The 19,391-nt window shown below is 66.7% G+C and carries 16 protein-coding genes; 5 read left to right on the top strand and 11 right to left on the bottom strand.

Annotated elements, in window-relative coordinates:
* The first annotated feature begins 180 nt into the window (after window positions 1-180).
* Window positions 181-2,127: a 1-deoxy-D-xylulose-5-phosphate synthase gene (gene dxs, locus VHB92_RS04760; protein ID WP_325451925.1), complete on the top strand. Its 1,947-nt coding sequence runs from the start codon at window positions 181-183 to the stop codon at window positions 2,125-2,127.
* 127 nt (window positions 2,128-2,254) lie between these two features.
* Here the strand turns inward: dxs and VHB92_RS04755 are convergent, their stop codons facing one another.
* From VHB92_RS04755 to VHB92_RS04735, 5 genes are all read right to left on the bottom strand, one after another.
* Window positions 2,255-2,788 carry a dihydrofolate reductase family protein gene (locus VHB92_RS04755; protein ID WP_325451923.1) on the bottom strand — a complete coding sequence of 178 codons (534 nt, stop codon included), beginning with the start codon at window positions 2,786-2,788 and terminating at the stop codon, window positions 2,255-2,257.
* Window positions 2,789-2,848: 60 nt separating this feature from the next.
* Window positions 2,849-4,990, bottom strand: a complete 2,142-nt coding sequence (locus VHB92_RS04750; RefSeq protein ID WP_325451922.1) for a 3-hydroxyacyl-CoA dehydrogenase NAD-binding domain-containing protein — start codon at window positions 4,988-4,990, stop codon at window positions 2,849-2,851.
* 8 nt (window positions 4,991-4,998) lie between these two features.
* Entirely contained in the window at window positions 4,999-6,198 is a 1,200-nt protein-coding gene (locus tag VHB92_RS04745) for an acetyl-CoA C-acyltransferase (RefSeq protein WP_325451920.1), read from the bottom strand.
* Window positions 6,199-6,272: 74 nt separating this feature from the next.
* Entirely contained in the window at window positions 6,273-7,469 is a 1,197-nt protein-coding gene (locus VHB92_RS04740; RefSeq protein WP_325451918.1) for an HRDC domain-containing protein, read from the bottom strand.
* Window positions 7,462-8,058, bottom strand: a complete 597-nt coding sequence (locus VHB92_RS04735; RefSeq protein WP_325451916.1) for a DUF3000 domain-containing protein — start codon at window positions 8,056-8,058, stop codon at window positions 7,462-7,464. The genes VHB92_RS04740 and VHB92_RS04735 overlap by 8 nt, the downstream gene beginning before the upstream one ends.
* A gap of 83 nt (window positions 8,059-8,141) precedes the next feature.
* Between VHB92_RS04735 and VHB92_RS04730 the strand changes: the two genes are divergently transcribed.
* Window positions 8,142-9,314 carry an alpha/beta hydrolase family protein gene (locus tag VHB92_RS04730; RefSeq protein ID WP_325451915.1) on the top strand — a complete coding sequence of 391 codons (1,173 nt, stop codon included), beginning with the start codon at window positions 8,142-8,144 and terminating at the stop codon, window positions 9,312-9,314.
* A 59-nt stretch (window positions 9,315-9,373) separates the two neighbouring features.
* Here the strand turns inward: VHB92_RS04730 and VHB92_RS04725 are convergent, their stop codons facing one another.
* On the bottom strand, window positions 9,374-9,814 hold the full coding sequence (locus tag VHB92_RS04725; RefSeq protein ID WP_325451914.1) for a SufE family protein: 441 nt from the start codon (window positions 9,812-9,814) through the stop codon (window positions 9,374-9,376).
* Window positions 9,815-9,916: 102 nt separating this feature from the next.
* Entirely contained in the window at window positions 9,917-10,816 is a 900-nt protein-coding gene (locus tag VHB92_RS04720; RefSeq protein ID WP_325451912.1) for a sulfurtransferase, read from the bottom strand.
* A 143-nt stretch (window positions 10,817-10,959) separates the two neighbouring features.
* On the opposite strand from VHB92_RS04720, the gene zapE reads away from it, so the two are divergent.
* The 3 genes from zapE (at window position 10,960) to VHB92_RS04705 (ending at window position 14,534) form a co-directional block, all read left to right on the top strand.
* Window positions 10,960-12,012, top strand: coding sequence for a cell division protein ZapE (gene zapE / locus VHB92_RS04715; RefSeq protein ID WP_325451910.1), 1,053 nt, complete (start codon window positions 10,960-10,962; stop codon window positions 12,010-12,012).
* A gap of 218 nt (window positions 12,013-12,230) precedes the next feature.
* Entirely contained in the window at window positions 12,231-13,505 is a 1,275-nt protein-coding gene (locus VHB92_RS04710; RefSeq protein WP_325451908.1) for an ammonium transporter, read from the top strand.
* Between the two features lie 216 nt (window positions 13,506-13,721).
* Window positions 13,722-14,534 (top strand): LLM class flavin-dependent oxidoreductase, encoded by an 813-nt coding sequence (locus VHB92_RS04705; protein ID WP_325451906.1) that lies wholly within the window; start codon window positions 13,722-13,724, stop codon window positions 14,532-14,534.
* 10 nt (window positions 14,535-14,544) lie between these two features.
* On the opposite strand, the gene VHB92_RS04700 is transcribed toward VHB92_RS04705, so the two are convergent.
* The 4 genes from VHB92_RS04700 to VHB92_RS04685 form a co-directional block, all read right to left on the bottom strand.
* Window positions 14,545-14,784 (bottom strand): hypothetical protein, encoded by a 240-nt coding sequence (locus VHB92_RS04700; RefSeq protein WP_325451904.1) that lies wholly within the window; start codon window positions 14,782-14,784, stop codon window positions 14,545-14,547.
* A gap of 326 nt (window positions 14,785-15,110) precedes the next feature.
* Window positions 15,111-16,175: a DUF3644 domain-containing protein gene (locus VHB92_RS04695; RefSeq protein ID WP_325451902.1), complete on the bottom strand. Its 1,065-nt coding sequence runs from the start codon at window positions 16,173-16,175 to the stop codon at window positions 15,111-15,113.
* A gap of 5 nt (window positions 16,176-16,180) precedes the next feature.
* Window positions 16,181-17,572, bottom strand: coding sequence for a Shedu immune nuclease family protein (locus VHB92_RS04690; RefSeq protein ID WP_325451900.1), 1,392 nt, complete (start codon window positions 17,570-17,572; stop codon window positions 16,181-16,183).
* 8 nt (window positions 17,573-17,580) lie between these two features.
* A partial coding sequence (locus VHB92_RS04685) for a DUF499 domain-containing protein (RefSeq protein ID WP_325451898.1) occupies window positions 17,581-19,391 on the bottom strand: 1,811 nt, incomplete at its 5' end.

Here is a 19,391-nt window from a genome sequence, read left to right as displayed (position 1 = left end):
GCCCCGCCACGGCGAGCGGGGCGGACCGGTCTCCCTGCGTCGTCTCCATCACGGGGCCGGAACCTGCTGTTCCCGGCCCCGTGAGGCGTCTTCTGAGCGACCCGTCAAGGGTCGGGCCGGATCGGTCTGATGGGAGGGCGGGTTGCGTAGACTCGTGGCGCAGGAACGAAAGGCGGCGGCATGACCCTTCTCGAGACGATCCGGAGTCCGCGCGACCTCGACGCTCTCTCGAAGGACCAGCTGGAACAACTGGCTGCCGAGGTGCGCGAGTTCCTGGTGGCCAACGTGGCGAAGACGGGCGGCCACCTCGGCCCGAACTTGGGCGTCGTCGAGCTCACGATCGCGCTGCACAGGGTGTTCGATTCGCCCAGGGATGCCATCGTGTTCGACACCGGCCACCAGGCGTACGTGCACAAGCTGCTCACGGGCAGGCAGGACTTCTCCACCCTTCGCCAGACCGGAGGCCTCGCCGGCTATCCGCAGCGCGCGGAGTCGGAGCACGATATCGTCGAGTCTTCTCACGCCTCCAGCTCGCTGTCGTGGGCCGACGGCATCTCACGCGCCTTCACCATGACGGGCCAGCGGGACAGGTACGTGATCGCGGTCGTCGGCGACGGCGCCCTCACCGGCGGCATGACGTGGGAGGCGCTGAACAACATCAGCGACGACAACGACCGGCGCCTCATCATCGTCGTGAACGACAACGGCCGTTCGTACGCTCCGACCATCGGCGGCATGGCGCGCTTCCTCAACTCGGTGCGCACGCGACGCGGATACAAGAGCCTCTATCTCACGAGCCGAGCGGCATTCGACAAGCTGGGTGCACCGGGGCGAGCGGTCTACCGCGGCGTCCGTGGCGGCGTGCATGGGTTCCTGTCCCGGTTCATCAACAACGAGGCGCTGTACTCCAACCTGGACATCAAATACATCGGTCCCGTACAGGGTCACGACATCGACGCCCTCCGCGAGGCGCTCGAACAGGCCAAGGAGTACGACGCCCCGGTCATCGTGCACGCCATCACCGAGAAGGGCCGCGGATACGAGCCCGCGCTGCGCGACGTCGCCGACCAGTTCCACAGCGTCGCGCCGATCGATCCGGAGACGGGCGAGCCGATCGAGCAGAGCAACGGCGTCTCCTGGCCCGCCGTCTTCGCCGACGAGATCGTGCGGCTGGGCGAGAGGGATCCGCGCCTCGTCGGCATCACGGCAGCCATGCTCCGGCCTGTGGGTCTGCACCACTTCGCCGAACGTTTCCCCGGCCGCGTCATCGACGTCGGCATCGCCGAGCAGCACGCCGCGACGAGCGCAGCGGGCATGGCATTCGGTGGTCTGCATCCGGTCGTCGCGCTCTATGCCACGTTCATGAACCGGGCATTCGACCAGGTACTCATGGATGTCGGACTGCACAAGGCAGGCGTCACGTTCGTGCTGAGCAGCGCAGGAGTGACCGGACCTGATGGCCCGAGCCATCACGGCATCTGGGATCTGGCCACGCTGCAGGTCGTGCCAGGGATCAGGATCGCGGCGCCCCGCGACGGCGAACGACTGCGCGAAGAGCTGGGGGAGGCCGTCGCCGTGCAGGACGGACCGACCGTCGTGCGATACCCGAAGGGGTCGGTGCCCGCGCCCATCGATGCGGTGCGGCGCACGCCGGACGGCGTCGACGTGCTGCGCGATGACGAGGGCCGCGATGTGCTCATCGTCGCGGTCGGAGCCATGGCCTCGACCGGTCTTGCCGTCGCCGAGCGGCTCGCCGCACAGGGCATCGGCTGCTCGGTCATCGACCCTCGCTGGGTGGTGCCTGTTCCGGCCAGCGTGATCGAGTTCTCGGCGCAGCATCGGCTCGTGGTGTGCGTGGAGGACGGCATCCGAGTCGGGGGCATCGGAACCCGCATCCGCCAGGACCTTCGCGAGGCCGGAGTGGACACCGCGGTCACGGAGGTCGGGCTGCCCGACGAGTTCCTCGAGCACGGCGCGCGCGCCGACATCCTGGAACGGGCCGGCATGACGCCTCAGCACATCGCGCACGACGTCATGGGCATGGTGCTCGGTTCGAAGCTGCCGTATGCGCGAGGCGTCAGCGGCGACACCGGCGCCCAGCCGATCGTGGCCCGCGCGGAGGACTGAGCCCGGTCCGGCACGACCATCGCCCGTGGCCGTCGTCTGCAGCCATTGTCCGTGGCCGTCGCCCGTGGCAGTCAGCCCGGCGCGGTCGGCCCGGAGCGGTCAGCCTGTAGCGGTCGGCGCGGAACGGTCAACGCACGACGTCGTACCGGAGGCCCACCGCACCGCTCGGGAAGACGCTGTGCTCGGTCAGCCGCAGGTCGAGCTTCGTCTCGGCGGGAAGAAGGGGTGCGCCGCCGCCGAGAACGACCGGCATCACCGTCACGATGAGCTCATCGAGCCTGCCGAGGCGGGTGAACTGCGCGACGACGTCACCGCCGCCGACGAGCCAGATGTCGCGGGATCCGGCGGTCGCGACGAGCTCGTCGACCAGGTCGTCCACATTCCCGGCATGGAAGCGGATGTCCTTTCCCGGCACCGCGGGAAGTTCCCGGTGGGTGAGCACCCAGGCAGGCACGTCGTACGAGTACGCGTCGACGCCTTCGCCGAGGATGAACTCGTATGTGGAAGCGCCCATCACGATGGCGCCCACGTCGCCGATGAAGCGCTCGTAGTCGGCGGTGAACTCCTCGAACCCGAACGCGGTCAGCCAGTCGATCGCGTTCTGGCGGTCGGCGATGAAGCCGTCGAGACTGGAGGCGACGTAGTAGCGGAATCGAGTCATCCGAGCACCGTAATGCGGGCCTCCGACACCGGCCGGAGACCCGCACGACGGGTGGTGCGACTAGGCGCCGACGCCCTCGATGACCGGGTGGTGGAACGTGTCGCCGAACACCCTGTCGCTCGCGCCGACACGATCCAGGTAGGGCGTGATCCCGCCCATCTGGAACGGGAACCCGGCGCCGAGGATCATGCACAGGTCGATGTCGTCCGGCGCGGTCACGACGTGGTCGTCGGCGAGCATCCGGTGGATCTCGTCGGCCAGGCCGTCCTGGAGCCTGGTGAGGATCTGCTCCTCGGTGAGCGGGCTCTTTCCGACCGTGATGACCTTGAGCGCGCCCTTGTCGACGCCCTTCACGTTCCCCTTGGAGTCCTTCTCGAGCAGCTTTCCGTAGTCCGCCAGCCTGTGCAGGTTCTCGCTGCGGTAGAACCGGTCGGGGAATGCGGCGTGGTGCGTGTCGAGCACGTGAGCACCCACCTTGAGGCCGACGAGGTCGAGGAGCACCGACGGTGCCATCGGCAGGCCGAGCGGCGCGATCGCCTTGTCGACGGTCTCGAACGGCGTGCCGTTGTCGACGGCATACATCGCCTCGCCGAGCAGCTTGGCCAGAACCCGGTTCACGACGAATCCGGGTGTGTCCGCCGTGATGACGGCGTTCTTCCTCAGCTTCGCCGCAGTGACCATCGCCGTGGACAGCGTGGCATCGTCGGTCTTCGGGGCCTTGACGACCTCGATCAGCGGCATCACCGCGACGGGCGTGAAGAAGTGGAACCCGACGAGGCGCTCCGGGTGCGCCAGCTTGGCTCCGATCCGGTCGACGGAGAGGCTGGACGTGTTGGTCGCCAGCACGGCGTCGGGGGAGACGATCTGCTCGATCTCAGCGAAGACATCCTGCTTGACCGAGAGCTCTTCGAACACCGCCTCGATGACCCAGTCGCAGTCGGCGAACTCGTTCTTGTCCGTCGTGCCGTGGATGAGCGCGCGCAGCCGGTTCGCCTCGTCGGAGTCGATGCGCCCCTTGGCGAGCAGTTTGCCGATCTCGTCCACGATGGAGGAGACGCCCTTGTCGACGCGCTCCTGGTCGATGTCGGTGATGACGACGGGCACCTGCAGCCGGCGAAGGAAGAGCAGCGCGAACTGGTTCGCCATGTAACCGGCGCCCAGCACGCCGACCTTCGTGACCTTCTTCGCCAGCGCCTTGTCCGGGGCGCCTGCCGGATGCTTGGCGCGCTTCTGCACCAGGTTGAAGGCGTAGATGGATGCCTGCAACTGGTCGCCGGCGATCAGGTCGGCCAGCGCGTCGTCCTCCAGCGCGAAGCAGGCCTCCTTGTCGCCGCTCTTGGCCGCCTTGAGCAGATCGAGCGCCTTGAACGGCGAGAGCGGCACGGTTCCCAGCTTGGATGACACGGAGTCGCGGGCGATTTTGATCGCGATGTCCCACTTCGCCATCCGCTCCAGCCGGCCAGGGCTGTTCTTGCGCTCGATCTTCTCGGTTCCCGACAGCACTCCGTCGACGAACCGGATCGAGTCCTCGAGGAAGTTCACCGGTGTGAAGATGCGGTCGGCGATCCCGAGCTGGTAGGCATCCTGCGCCTTCAGCATGCGGTTCTGTCTGAGGGGGTTCTCGATCACCACCTTCAGCGCGTTCTCGATGCCGATGAGGTTCGGCAGCAGGAAGGTGCCGCCCCAGCCGGGCACGAGACCGAGGAACACCTCGGGCAGCCCGATGGCAGCGGCGGACGCGTCGATGGTGCGGTAATCGGCGTTGAGCGGCAGCTCGAGGCCGCCGCCGAGCGCGAGACCGTTGATGAAGACGAAGCTCGGGACACCGAATGTCGCCTGCTTGCTGAGCACGAAATGGCCGAGCTGGGCCAGCTTCTTCGCGATGTCGCGGCTGGGCACGTCGGCGACCTTCGACAGGTCGGCGCCCGCCGCGAGGATGAACGGCTTGCCCGTCGTGGCGACCGCGTGGATCTCGCCGCGTGCCGCGCGTTGTGTGAGGTTGTCGAACGTGGCTCCGAGCTCGAGGAGCCCGGCCGGCCCGAACGTGTTCGGTCGCGTGTGGTCGCGCCCGTTGTCGAGCGTGACGAGGGCGAGCACCTTGCCCGAGCGCAGGCGCACGTCGCGCACGAAGTTGTGCGTGACGACCTCGTCGTCGGCGAACGCCAGCAGGTCGGAGAAGTCGATCTTCGAATAGTCGGTCACGCCGATGCTCACTTTCCGTACTTCGAGTGGTGGGGGTTCTCCCAGACGACCGAGCCGCCCTGACCGAGACCGACGCACATGGCGGTGAGCCCGTAACGCACCTCGGGGTGCTGCTCGAACTGCCTGGCCAGCTGGATCATGAGCCGCACACCGCTGGCGGCGAGCGGGTGCCCGATCGCGATGGCGCCGCCCCACGGGTTCACGCGCGGGTCGTCGTCGTCGATGCCGAAGTGGTCGAGGAAGGTCAGCACCTGAACGGCGAATGCCTCGTTGAGCTCGAACAAGCCGATGTCGTCGATCGACAACCCGGCGTTCTTCAACGCGCGCTCGGTGGAGGGGATGGGGCCGATGCCCATCACCTCCGGCTCGACACCGGCGAAACCGAAGGACACCATCCGCATCTTCGGCGTGAGGCCGAACTCTTTTGCGGCCCGGGACGAGGTGAGGAGCGCTGCGGTCGCGCCATCCGTGAGCGGGGAGGCGTTGCCCGCCGTCACGCGACCGTGGGGCCGGAACGGCGTCTTCAGCGCAGCGAGGCCTTCCATCGTGGTGTCCGGGCGCATGCCCTGGTCTTCCGTCGCAAGCCCCCAGCCCTGCTCCGAGCGGTAGGAGACCGGGATGAGGTCGGGCTGGATGTCGCCAGACGCGTATGCCGCGGCGACCTTCTGCTGGCTGCGCATGCCGTACCGATCGGAGCGCTCCTTGGTCAGGCCGGGGAACCGGTCGTGCAGACGCTCTGCGGTGTTGCCCATGTTGAGCGCGGCGGGGTCGACGAGCTTCTCGGCCACGAATCGAGGGTTCGGGTCGACCCCCTGACCCATCGGGTGATGCCCCATGTGCTCGACACCGCCGGCGAGCACGACGTCGTACTGTCCGAAGGCGATGCCCGATCCCGTCGTGGTGACGGCGGTCATGGCGCCGGCGCACATCCTGTCGATGGCGAAACCGGGAACCGTCGAGGGCAGCCCGGCGAGGATGGCGGCCGAGCGGCCGAGCGTGAGACCCTGGTCGCCCTGCTGCGTGGTCGCGGCGATGGCCACGTCGTCCACCCTGTCCTTGGGCAGTCCCGGGTTGCGCTCGAGCAGCCCGACGATCGACTTCACCGCCAGGTCGTCGGCTCGGGTGTTCCAGTAGATGCCCTTGTCACCCGCTCTCCCGAAGGGGGTGCGCACCCCATCGACGAACAGAACGTCAGCTCTTTCGGCCACTTCGCCTCCCAGTTCAGGTGTTACGCGAAGATCCTAGGAACCCGGCCCGGGCGCGAAGAATCGATTGGGCGATCCTACGAAGCCGGTTCGGACGGCGTGATCGGGGATTGGGCCGCTTCCACAAAGGCGCCGGCCACGGTCGCGGCTGTCGCTTCGACCTGCCACGGACGCGCCTCCGCCTCGGTCATGGCCGCAGCGATCGACCTCTCGTCGACGTGTTCCGGAGGGGACCAGGCCAGCCGGCGCAGGGTGTCGGGAGCGAGCAGGTTCTCGGTCGGCATCCGCAGCTCGTCGGCCAGCTCGCCCACGGCGGCGCGGGCGGCCTTCAGCCGCTCGTTCGCCTCCGGATTGCGGTCGGCCCAGACGCGGGGCGGCGGGATGCTCTCACCTGTGGCGCGGAGCACCGGCAGGTCGGTCGTCGTGCGGCCGCGGCTGACGGCATCCCACCAGCGGTCGATCTCGGTGCGGCTCGCTCGTCCGGTGAACTCGCGAAGTGCGGCCAGATCTCGTTTGCTCGCCGGCATCGCCTTCGCGACCGCGGTGATCGACGCATCCGGAAGCAGCCGGCCCGGTGCCACGTCCCTCGTGCGCGCCAGCTCGTCTCTGGCCGTCCACAGCTCCCTGGCCACGGCGAGATTGCGCAGCCCGCGGATCGAGTGCACACCCGACAGCCTGCGCCACGGCTCGCTGCGCGGCGGCTTGGGCTGGCGTGCGAGTGCGAACGCGAACTCCTGAGCGGCGATCTGCTCTTTGCCGGCGTCGGCCAGGAGGACCTGCTCGGCCTCCATGAGGTCGACCAGAAGTTCGACGTCGAGTGCCGCGTAGGTCAGCCACGGCGCGGGCAGCGGCCGCGTCGACCAGTCGGCTGCCGAATGCTCCTTGGCGAGATGGACGCCGAGGAGCTCCTCGACGATGGTGGCCAGTCCGACGCGCGGGAATCCGAGCAGGCGGGCGCCGAGTTCGGTGTCGAAGATCGTGGACGGGTTCAGCCCCACTTCGCGCAGGCAGGCGAGATCCTGGCTTGCGGCATGGAGGATCCAGGGCACGGAGCCGACGGCGTCCTGAAGGGCGCTGAGATCGCCGAGCGCAGGAGGATCGAAGAGGAAGACGCCGGCGTCGCGGCGGAACATCTGAATCAGGTAGGCGCGCTGCGAGTAGCGGAATCCCGACGCCCGCTCAGCATCCACCCCGATCGGGCCCGTGCCCGATCGCAGCGCGTCGACGGCCTGCTGATATGCGGAGGGGGAGTCGACGACGTCGTATTCAGCCACGCGACCCTCTTCGCTGACTGAGCAGCCGCACGCCGTCTGGCAGAGGGGGGATCCCAGCGAGCATGCAGAGCAGATCGCCCCACGCCTCCACGTGGGCGCGCATGTCCGGCCCGGCGGGCGTCCACGAAGCGCGCAGCTCGATCTGCGCGCCGTCGCCTTGCCTGGCGAGCTCGCCGAATCCGGTCGAGATGATCTTCGTCGCGGTGCCGGATGCCGCCGTGTACGCCGCCCCGCGCTGATCGAGCGCGTCCACCAGCCACGACCAGGTCACATCGGCCAGGAACGGGTCGAGCCCGATGTCGGTCTCCAGCGGCGCCTGCGCGAAGCACACCACGCGGAAGGTGCCGCCCCATTCCTCAGGGGCAGCGGGGTCGTGCAACAGGACGAAGCGTCCTGTGCCGAGATCGGAGTCGCGGCCGTTGCGCACGGGGGCGATGTCGGCAGAGAGGGCGACGGCGTGGGGAGCGAGCCCGGTTGGCGCCGGAATCTCCGCGACGCTCAGCTCCTGGCGCATGTCGAATCGGCGAACGGAGTCCGCAGCCGCCGCGAACTCCGCGGGGACGCCGGGGGCCGCGGGTGAAGGGGACACGTTGGCAGACTAGAGTTTCGGCTCGGGAGTTCACCGAAGGCACGCCGCACCGCCGGCTCGCCTTCGTGCCGAGGGGAGTTGCCGTGGGCCGACTGGCCAAGGTTCTGGTTCCGCTCGCGGTCGTCGGGGGACTGGGGGCCGCTGCAGCGGCCGGCTACGTCGCCACGGCGATGACGGTCGCCAGGATGGTGGTCACGCCGAGCAGGCGCACGAGGCAGGATGTCGTCATCCGCTCCGTCGCGCCCGACCTGTCGGCCGTCACCCTGGCGGGAACGGGCGACGCTCTTCGCGTTCCCGGTCGCTACGGCCTCTGGTTCTCACAGGACCGCGGGTATGCGCGGATCGGCGACATCCTCAGCCTCGCCGAGGACGGCTCGGTGACCCGCGCCGTGGAGTCCGTCGTGTGGGGAGACCTGGCGTCGGCGACCCGCGGACGGCTGAGCGGCTGGTACTTCACCTCGCCAGGTGAGCTGGGCCTGCCCGTGCGGAGCGTCGAGGTTCCGGTCGACGACGGCACCGCCCCTGCCTGGCTGTTCCCCGCAACCGAGCCGTCGGACAGGTGGGCGATCCACGTGCACGGTAGGGGAACGCAGCGTCAGGAGACGCTGCGCGGCATCCCCGTGTTCCACGAGAAGGGCTACACGAGTCTCGCCGTCAGCTACCGCAACGACGGCGACGCGGCCGGGAGCGAAGACGGGCGATACGGCCTCGGATCCACCGAATGGCGCGACGTCGACGCCGCGATCGCGTATGCGATCGACCACGGCGCTCGCCACGTGGTGCTCTTCGGGTGGTCGATGGGCGGCGCGATCGTGCTGCAGGCATCCGTGCGGTCGCCCCACGCCGATCGGATAGCCGGGATCGTTCTCGATTCTCCTGTCATCGACTGGGTGGAGACGCTCGACTACCAGGCGGAGCTGTTGAAGCTTCCCCGGCCCGTGACCCAGGGCGCGCTCATTCTTCTCGACTCGTCGTGGGCGACCGGGCTGGTTGGACAGGACGCCGCTGTCGGTCTGGCAGGCCTCGACTTCACGCTGCGCGCTCACGAGCTGAGCGTTCCCGTTCTACTCATGCACAGCGACGACGACGGCTACGTGCCTGCCGGGGCGTCGCACCGGCTCGCCGACCGGCGACCGGATCTCGTCACGTTCGTGCCGTTCTCGGAGGCGAAGCACACCAAGCTGTGGAACGTCGAGCCCGAGCGATGGACGGCAGCGATCGCAGGCTGGCTCGATCGGCTCGACTCGCGCTCCTGACGTCGGCGGCGCTCCTGAAGTTGGCGGCGCTCCTGAAGTCGGCAGAGCGTGCGCGGACGTCAGCCCTTGCGCTTCAGCATGACCTGATGCTTCGTGCGACCCAGCAGCGCCGTCATCCCGCGAACCCGCAACGGCGAGACCGCTTCGCTGAGCCCAAGCTCCTGCGGATAGTCGTCAGGAACCGCCAGCACCTCATCGGCGGTGAGCCCCGCGAGACCCTGGGCCAGGATGGAGGCGAACCCGCGCGTGGTGGGGGATTCGCGCGGCGCAGTCGCGTAGAGATGCACGATCTGGTCGTCATCCACCTCGACGAAGATGAACACCGGCGACTGGCACTCGATCACGCGTTCGAAGAGATCGGGATGATCCCGGTACCGCTCAGGCAGCTCGGGCAGCTCGTTGGAGAACTCGAGCAGGAGCTGCAGGCGGTCCCGCAGCTCGAGAGCGAGGAACTCTTCCTTGATCTCCTGCAGGGTGGCGGGAAGCGTGGGGGTGGTCATCAGGCCTCCAGTTTCTCATGCGTGCCGTGAGCCGGCGGGCGCCGCGGAACAGCACGGGAGGCCACGACGCGAGGCGTCGCGGCCTCCCGAACCGGATGATGCCTAGACGGCGACGTCGCCGCGCTCGGTGCCCTTGACGATCGGAACGCGCACTGCGCTGCCCCACTCCGTCCACGACCCGTCGTAGTTGCGCACGTCGGAGAACCCGAGAAGGTGCGTCAGCACGAACCAGGTGTGGCTCGAACGCTCGCCGATGCGGCAGTACGCGATCACCTCGTCGCCGTCCTGCAGCCCCGCTTCGCCCTTGTAGATGGCCTCGAGCTCCTCGCGGTTCTTGAACGTGGCATCCGGTGCGGCCGCACGCGCCCAGGGAACCGAAGCGGCCGACGGGATGTGCCCTGGACGGAGCGCGCTCTCGGTCGGGTAGCCGGGGATCTCGGTACGCTCACCGCTGTACTCCTCTGGCGAGCGCACATCGATGAGCGGACCTTGTCCGAGGTGCGCGAGGACGTCCTCCTTGAAGGCGCGCACCTTCGAGTCGTCGCGTTCGACCACGGGATACTCGGCCGCGGCGGGCTGGGGAACGTCGGTGGTGAGTTCGCGGCCTTCGGCGATCCACTTGTCGCGGCCGCCGTCGAGCAGCCTCACGTCCTCGTGGCCGAACAGCGTGAACACCCACAGCGCGTACGCCGCCCACCAGTTGTTCTTGTCGCCGTAGATGACGACGGTCGTGTCTCGCGAGATGCCCTTGTCGCCGAGGAGCTGCGCGAAGCGCTCACCCGAGACGAAGTCGCGCAGAACGGGATCGTTCAGATCCGTATGCCAGTCGATCTTCACGGCCGTCGGGATGTGTCCGGTCTCGTAGAGCAGAACGTCTTCGTCGGATTCCACCACCGCCAGTCCTTCGTCGCCCAGGTGTTCGGCGAGCCACTGCGTGCTCACCAGCTTCTCGGGATGTGCGTACTCGGCGAACTTCGCGGAATCGTCGAATCCCACGGTCATGGTTTCCTCCTCGGAGTGGGTACTGCTCGATGGTCGGGGCGGGTGACCTCCGGGCTAGGCTTGACGCCTGTCCCTCACGCGAACTTACGCACGGCCGCCTGGCAACCACAGGGGCACGGTAAGACTTCGACACAAAGGAACACATGACCGCGCACGCGCTTCCTACAGCCGATCGCCTCACCGAGGTGACGCCATCGATCACAGGTCGCGAGATCGCGGCCGAGCTGGTCCCGCCGCCTCAGTTCCACACTGCCACGTTCGACTCGTATCGTCCGGATCGGGACTTCCCGTCTCAGGCATCCGCCGTGCAGACGTTGCGGTCGTTCGCCGCCGCATGGGAGCCGCCGCAGCCCGGCGGGTTCTTCGGCTGGGGCCGGAAGAAGCAGGTCGAGCACAAGCCGGGCGTGTATCTCGACGGCGGGTTCGGCGTCGGCAAGACCCACCTGCTCGCCGCGCTCTGGCACGTCGCTCCGGCTCCGAAGTACTTCGGCACCTTCATCGAGTACACGGCGCTCGTCGGAGCGCTCGGATTCCAGCCCACCATCGACCTCCTGCGCGGCTCGAAGCTCATCTGCATCGACGAGTTCGAGCTCGACGATCCGGGCGACACCATGATGATGACGCGGCTCCTGGGTGCGCTCGTCGAGAGCGGCACCAGGGTCGCGGCGACCTCCAACACGCCCCCGCAAGCGCTCGGCGAGGGCCGCTTCGCGGCCTCCGACTTCCTGCGGGAGATCCAGTCGCTGTCGTCGCATTTCGAGACCGTGCGCATCGACGGGCTCGACTACCGCAGGCGCGACGTCTCTGGCGATGCCGCGACCGTGGACGAGGAGACGCTGGTACGCGTCGTCGAGGCGATCAGGGCACGCGGTGAGCACGTCACCGCCGACCGCTTCCGCGACGTCGTCGACCATCTGGCGACCGTGCATCCTTCGAAGTACATCAAGCTGATCTCCGGCGTCGACGTGATCGCGCTCACCGACGTGGAGCAACTGCACGACCAGATGGAGGCGCTGCGCTTCGTGGCGTTCGTCGACCGGGTCTACGACGCCGAGATCCCGATCGTGGCGACCGGCGTGCCGCTGAACGACGTCTTCGACGCCGAGATGCTGCAGGGCGGCTACCGCAAGAAGTATCTGCGTGCCGTCTCGCGGCTCATCGCGCTGACGTCGGGGGAGCTGCCGCCGCCCGCGTGAAGCGCGGCGTCGCGGCATCCTCGCTGCTGATGCACGGCAGCCGCCTGGCGCTTTCGAAACATGCTGTTTACATCGGAAGGAACGCTGTAACCACCGCGAAACACGCGAACCTTCCTCACGAAATCTCCCCGCAGCAGACTGACGGCACCTCACCTGGATACCCGGCACCCGAGGCCGGCGGTGATGGCGACACCGGCACTCGTTGAGAGGGAGACCCTATGTTCTTGCATGCAGCGGCCGCCTACGACGCACAGAGCAGCGTGAACTCGCTGTGGCTGCTCGTGGCTGCGGCACTCGTTCTGCTGATGACACCCGGCGTGGCGTTCTTCTACGGCGGCATGGTCAAGGCGAAGAGCGTGATCAGCATGATGATGATGAGCTTCGGCGCGATCGCCATCGTGGGGGTGCTGTGGGTTCTGTACGGCTACGGGCTCGCGTTCGGAAAGCCGCTGATCCCCGGCTGGCTCGGAACGCCGGACTGGGGCCTGTCGAGCCTGCTTGGCAAGGACGGCGCCACGCCTGACATGAACGGCCTCGCGTTCGCGGGCTTCCAGGCCACGTTCGCCATCATCACGGTCGCGCTGATCTCCGGCGCGATCGCCGACCGCGCGCGGTTCGGATCGTGGATGGTGTTCGCGGGCATCTGGGTCACACTGGTGTACTTCCCCGTCGCGTTCTGGGTGTTCAACCTCGGCAACGGCTGGATCGCACACACCCTGCACGTCAACGACTTCGCGGGCGGCACGGCGGTGCACATCAACGCGGGAGCTGCCGGACTCGCCCTCGCGCTCGTGCTCGGAAAACGAGTCGGGTTCCAGAAGGGCATGAGCAAGCCGCACAACGTGCCGCTCACGCTGCTGGGCGCCGCACTCCTGTGGTTCGGCTGGTTCGGATTCAACGCCGGCTCGGAGGCGGCCGTCGACGGCGTCGCAGCGATCGCGTGGATCAACACGCTCGCGGCACCGGCGGCGGCGACCATCGGATGGCTCGTGGTCGAGCGGATCAAGGACGGCAAGCCGACCTCCATCGGCGCGGCATCCGGAGCGGTGGCGGGCCTGGTGGCCATCACGCCCGCCTGTAACGCGCTCACCCCGTTCTGGGCGATCGTGCTCGGTCTCATCGTGGGAGCCGTCTGCGCCGTCGCGATCGACCTGAAGTTCAAGTTCGGGTTCGACGACTCGCTCGACGTGGTGGGCATCCACCTCATCGGCGGCCTCATCGGAACGCTCTACATCGGCTTCTTCGGCCTCACCCACATCGACGGCGACGCGAGCAAGCCGTACTCGAGCCTGCTCTACGGAGGCAGCTTCCAGCAGCTCGGAGCACAGGCCATCGGCGCGTTCAGCGTGATGATCTACTCGTTCGTGCTGGCGTACGCCATCGGCTGGGTCATCCAGAAGACCATGGGATTCCGGGTCAAGACGGAGGACGAGATCGCCGGCGTCGACACGATCGTGCACGGCGAAGAGGGCTACGTGCTCGAGAACGCCTGATCACCGGCAACTCGCGAGGGGGCGTCGCTGCGGCGGCGCCCCCTCGATGTTTCCGTCCACCGGCCTGGACGGCGTCGAGTGCGTGAGGTCGGATGCCTGAGGCCCGGTGCCTGAGTAGGCTCGACGCGTGCCCCGTGCGGCGATCGCCGCGACCCGGCGGGATGCCAGGGATTCCGGTGGACGATCGGCCCTTCCGGTCGAGAGAGCGAGGGCGAGATGACGCGGCCGTTCCGGTTCGGGCTCGTGGCCCCGATCATGACGGACCTGCCGACCTGGCGGGACCGGGTACGGCGGATCGCCGACCTCGGTTACTCGACACTGCTGATGCCCGACGTGCCGGGGATGCAGCCATCGCCCGGCCCGACGCTCGCCACCGCTGCCGCCATCGCCGATATCCGGGTCGGCAGCTGGGTCTACGCCGCCGCACTCCGGCAGCCGTGGAGCACGGCCTGGGAGGCGCACTCGCTGACCACGCTCACCGAGGGCCGATTCGAGCTAGGCATCGGACTGGGCCGCACCGGCATCGAGACGGAGCAGGGACTGCCGAAGGTTCCAGGCGCCGAGCGGCTCGCCCGCGTGCGCGAGACCGTGACCGCGCTGCGGGAAATCGAGGAGCCTGACCGCCACACCCCGGTCATCATGGCCGTCCGCGGTCCGAGATCGCTGGCGCTCGCTGCCGAGCTCGCCGACTCCGCCACCTTCGTCCTGAACGCCTCGGATGAACGCGCGCGGATCACGCACGCGGTACGAGAGTTCGCCGCCTCCGTCGATGCCTCGGGAAGGATCATGGAGCTCTCACAGCACGTCGGCATGGTCGGCGACGTGCCCGCACCGTTCATGGGGCCTCCTGGCATCGATCCGGAGGCGCTCAGGGCGATGGACTCCCTCTTCTCCCTGCCTGACGATCCCGCGGCCGTCATCGACGAGCTGTTGCGACGGCGCGAGGAGATCGGCTTCAGCTACTTCGTGTTCGGCGCTGGATTCGCGGAACGGTTCGCTCCCGTCGTCGCGCGGCTCTCGGGCGCCTGACCCCGTTCGCTCAGACGTGACCCGGGTGTGCGGCATCCGACTCGTTGTCGTGTGCGGCCGCAGCGGATGCCGGCTGCCCGGAGAGAGGCCGGTCGAAGAGCGCGCCGCAGTCGTGGCATCCGTAACGGCGCGGGTCCTCTGGGCCAATCACGCATCCGGCGTAGAACACGTCTCCCGGCTGCTCCAGCGAGCCGTAGACGGCGCGCCCTATGCACACAGAGCCGCACGAGGGGCAGCGGCGACGGTTCATGTGGTGGACGCAATGGAGCACTACGGGAACAGGCGACCACGTGTCGAGAGGCTTGTTTCCGCATGGGATCGAGGCGTCGGTAGGGATGCCGAGCCCAAGGGCGAGGTCGACGACCCGCTGATCGACGCGTCGGCGGAACCAAAGAAACGACCTCGAACACGCCTCACCGACACCGAAGTAGACGCTATGCGAACAGCCCGCGCGCAGGGCGTGAGCGTGAACGCACTGGCCCGCCGGTTCGGAGTTCACCGGGGCACGGTGTGGGCGAAGACGCGGGCTACGAAAGACTGACGAAAGCCCCACACACGAAATCACCGTTGCAGTCCTCACGTCTGCGCCGGCAGTTTCACGGTAGGCGGACGGCCCAGCAGAGCTTGGTACTTCTCTGCGGTATCCACCGCATCGGCCATCCGCTCCACAAGCTTTGGCCGATAGACGAACTGCTTGAAGGCAGGTGAGTAGAGGCAGTAGCCGTCCGATTTTGGCAACTGTTCCTTGTCGCCACTCTTGGCTGGCCCGATCTGCCACTCCTTGCGGATACGCGTGAAGTTGTTGACGCTGAACTTGAAGGCGATGCGCTCCTCTACCGCGGCGGCGGCGGCCTTGGGCAGCATCTCATCGCCGTGGATCGCCTCACGGTACTTCTCCGCGACGATGACGCTGCCTTCCTGGCCGAGAAGAGCTTGAAGCTCCTCCTCGCTGAGTTCATCTTGCCGTACGAAGTTCAGAGCGAGGTCTGCTTCCGTCTTGGGCCCCTTCATCGGAAGCAACAAGAGCCGGTAGGCATAGCGCTCATCGCTTCGCACGTCATCTGGTAAGCCGCCCTGGAACTCAGTGATGAACGTGGAGACGCTAGTTGGCAGACCTCGACGGAGATCGCGTTGTTCCTCGTATCTCGACGGGCTGAGGGACTGCACGAAGACCGGGAACTTCAGCTCTGAACCCAGAGTCTCGCTTATGCCGAACCTCCGGATCAGTTCTGCCTCGAAGTTGATGATGCATGCGTGCGCCTCTGCAGCTGTTGCTACCAGGACTGAGTCTTGGAAGCGGTGTTCGACGTGGTTTCGCAGTCCGACAAAGAACTCGACGTTTGCTCTGATCGGGTCGTTGTCCTTGAACTCGTGCTTCAGGCACTGGCTCAGGTCCCAGGTCTTCTTGGAGCCATCCGGGTTTCGCTTGAAGATGCGCCGACCGCCCGATTCGCGGTAGAAAATCTCGGCCTTGCGGCGCATGCGGTCAGCGTGAAGTAGGTTCTGCCACGCGAGGTGGATGTGGACGATGAAGTCACTGAAGCTGCGTCGATCACCGGGACGGTTGTAGAAGTCGATCGCGACGAGCGCCTGTCGCCGGGCCTCGTCAAGCGTGTGCCTCCAAGCAGGTGGGCGTGCCATCTCGATCAGACCTCCTCGGCCGTGGGCGAGGCCGGCGTAAGGAAGTCGCGAAGCAGTCTCAGTCGTTCAAGAATCTCGTCGTAGGTCACGATCGTCACGCTGCGGGAGTTCGCGCGATACAACTCGAACGACTTCTGTCTTGCAGGGTCGCTGGCCGATGGTGTCCGTCCGGCAACCACGAAGCAGGAGACCGCGTAGGACTCCAAGTCCCATTGACGCGAGCTTTCCTTCAGGCCGGTGAGGTTCTTCGTCAGGTTGTACGCCTGATCGAGTACCTGGGAGACTGCGCCGTTGAGCTCCTTCGATGGACCGAATACACCCTGCCGGTACTCACGAGCTTCCAGCAGCTGCGTGGCCGGCTTCTTGATCTCCACCAGAGCAACGTTGTTCGTGAGCGAGTTCTTGAACAGGTAGTCAGCGATCTTGTCGCCGCTTCCAGAGAGTCTCCGACCGCCTACGTTCGCTCCAGAACGCACGCTTACCATCGGGGCCCCGAAGACCTGTTGCAGCGCAAAGGCGTTGTCATCGAAGAAGGCTTGCCAGTAGGGCTCGGCCTTGCCTTGTTCCAGTGCCTCTGCGTACGCCTCGATGAGGCGATCAAGGCTGACGAGCTCGATGTCTCGCTTGAGCTGCTGAAACTTCTGGGGTGATCCAGCTGCTATCGCTGCCGATTCGGACGCAACCGCTTCGACCAAAGCATCACGTTCAACGCTACTGAGTTCTTCAATCCCGTCGGCGGCCTTCGCGATCACGCGCGAGTCCGGGTGCCGCCCAAGCGAGAAGTCCGCGCTGGCGAGACCAAGTGTCGCAGCGAGGTTGTTGTGTACGAATACGTCCTTCACTCGACCCGCCGCACGATTTCCCCGGTCATTGATCCGGCCGATCTCGGCCCAGATCGCGGCGAACCGCGATAGGCCGAGGTGGAACCCTGTCCCGTTGATTGAGGCATTGTTGCCATCAGTGAAGATGATCTCTGTGCAGGGAGTGTTGGTCTCGATCAACCGAATCAGCCGGTTGCAGTCCTTGAGCAACCCGAGCCCGTAGGCGAAGTCCTTGACGAATCCGGGCGGTAGCGTCTCAAGGATTGACTCCAGGTCGGAGCCCTCGAAATATTCATCCAGCAACGACGTTTCCAGGGAAAGCGTCTGCACCTGCTCGTACTTCGGGCCAAGGTACCCGCTGTGGTTTGAGAGGGTGTTGATGGGGTGAATCTTCAGGATGCCGGTCTCGGAGTTGAACTCCACGAGCTTCACACCTTCAGCCAAGCGCCGGTGTGCGGACGACTCTTCATGTGGTAGCTCGGTTGGAACGAAGAAGGCCTCAACTCGACCACCTTCGTCCACCGTGCGGACATCGAGGCGACCGATGTTCGTCTGATCGTTTCCGAATCGCGCCACCGCTAACCTCAGCTCTTCTCGAAGCCGGAGCTGGGGTCGAACTTGAGGACACGGGCGTTCTCGCTGATGGTGCGGACCTCGAACTCGTCGAAGCCCCCTGGCTTGGTGGCCTGGATGTCGATGGTGATGTCGAGCCGCGCGCCTGCCCCAGCAAGGCGGTCGATCACCTCGCGGGTCACGTTGCCGATGTCGCGGGCGTAACGGTCGGAGTCGATCTTCACCGATCCGAAGAACCGGGAAAGGACTGCCTCCAGTGCAGACTCGGCCTCGGACGGCTCATCGCCCTCGGCGCACGAGCTGCCCGTCCACACGAAGTCAACCGGCCCGACGGGAGCGGAGTCGCCGTCAGTTGTGGAGGCGTTCATCGCAGCCTCACGTATAGCTGCGATCCGGTCAGTCTCGGCCTGCTTCTGGGCGCGCTCGGTTTCGATGAGCAGGGTGCTGTCGGTGACCTGAATCCGTGAGTTCGGGTTCGGTGCCACGAGCAGGCTACGGTAGCGACCGGTCTCGGCGTCCTTGCCTGATGCGATAGCGAACCGTTCGTTGTCGACGAGCACTGCTGAGAGCGACTGCTCGATGGCACTGTCGAGCACCTCGCGTCGAACGAGACGCGGCATGTAGATGTATCGGGTGAAATAGCCCCACAACTCGCCAACCGTAATCTCGCCGACGTCACGCCACAGCGCACCGAGTTCGTTGTGCAGCGTTGAGCCGAGGATGGGCGCACCGAAGTCGGTGACGAGCTGGTCCTCACGCCCAAGCTTGGCGCTGACACGCTCGGCCAGCGAGCGCCCGCCGGAGTCGGGCACGCGGTCGGCGACCAGTTCGAACGGCTTGGTCGGGTCGAACTGCTCGGGGTAGACCGCCCACACGAAGGTGTCGCGTATGCGGTCGGAGACGGTCTGGTCGAGGCGGGATACCCAGTCGTCGGTCTGCTTGCGCTGCTGCGCGGACAGGTTGAGGCTGTCGCTAGTGCCCTGGACGCGTTTCCAGCCGAGGTAGCTGCGGGTGGCGGCTTCAAGGCTTTCCAGCTCGCTCTTGTCGGCGAGCAGGAAGATCAGCGTGTTGCGGTGGATGCGCTGGCTCGCGCCCTTGCTCTCGATAGCGTCGCGAACCCAGGCGTGCGCAGCCGAGTCGGCGCCGTCCTGCTTGCGGCGTGCGTGTCGAGGGTGGGCGATCACCAGGCGCGTGTCCTCAAGGTCCGGGATGTCGGCGGACAAGGATGGCGCGATGTGGACCCGATCGAACACACCGCGCACGCGCTCTTCGCCTTGGAGGCGGCGAGTGATCTCGTTCCAGACCGTCTCGACATCCTCGCGGAGCCGCTCGGCGTAGTCGTTCGCGGTCTTGGTGACCGAGGGCTGGGTGTCGAACCAGTAGTGCCCCTGTTCTTCGTAGAAGTAGGTGGAGCGTTGAGCAAGTAGTTCAACGGCGCTGCCGAAGTTACCGAGCGTGTCACCGGGAACTGCGGTGCCGAGCCAGAGGTACTGCTTGTCGAGCCCTTTGCGGGTGCTCTTGATCCTGGGGGCCGCGCCCATGAAGATCGTGCGTGCGATGCGCTGGGTGATGAACCGCTGGCCGAGATTCGGGCGGTCGAGGTCGATCTGCTGCGCGGTCGATCCAGGGCCGTCAATGTCAGAGTCGATGATCGGCTTCCACTGATCTTCGAGGTACTGCGTCAGGTCCGTGTTCACGGTCGTCGCATCCAGCGGCACGTTGCCCGGCAGGATCAGCGGCGAAGCGTCGTTCGATGCCCACAGCTCGTGCACGATCGACGAAACGAGCTTCAACACGCCACGGGTGCGCTGGAACCGCTCCA

Origin of the sequence: Humibacter sp. (genome assembly GCF_035547335.1) — a bacterium.
GTDB lineage: Bacteria > Actinomycetota > Actinomycetes > Actinomycetales > Microbacteriaceae > Humibacter.
Note: the sequence above shows the minus strand (reverse complement) of the source record. Positions and strands in the feature narration are given on the sequence as shown.